This window comes from Undibacterium sp. TJN25 (assembly GCF_049339885.1).
Lineage (GTDB): Bacteria > Pseudomonadota > Gammaproteobacteria > Burkholderiales > Burkholderiaceae_D > Undibacterium.
Map to the genome: position 1 here is coordinate 1 of NZ_JBMPPM010000049.1, position 346 is coordinate 346.

A 346-nucleotide genomic window follows, 5' to 3' on the forward strand; every position below is an offset into this window, starting at 1 on the left:
ACGAACGGTGCTGTGGAGCCGACTGTTGCGAGGAAGGCCAGGCCGTCTTGCAGGCGGCTTTGTACTTTGTCGACGGCGCGCTGGATGGACATGGAGACCCAGGTGTTGAGGTCGATCTGTTCCAGCAGGGCGCCTTCGTGGTGGTCGGTAGCTTTAGTCGCTGTTTCGGCGATGAAGCGGAATGGGCTGCCTTCTTTGAGGCTGGTCACACCGGCTTGAACGGAAGCGGCTTTCCAGAATTTGGATTTGGCATCTTTAGCCTGGCCGCTCATTTTGAGCTGGTCGACGAATTTGGTGATGAGGATGTACCAGCTGCCCATGGACATGATGGCCATGATGATCAGCG

Annotated in this window: 1 protein-coding gene; it reads right to left on the reverse strand. The window is 56.9% G+C overall.

Translation table 11 applies throughout. The features are described from left to right. The coding region (locus tag ACO0LO_RS29065) for a MotA/TolQ/ExbB proton channel family protein (RefSeq protein ID WP_422970040.1) at positions 1–344 on the reverse strand (344 nt) is incomplete at its 3' end. Between the last annotated feature and the right edge of the window lie 2 nt (positions 345–346).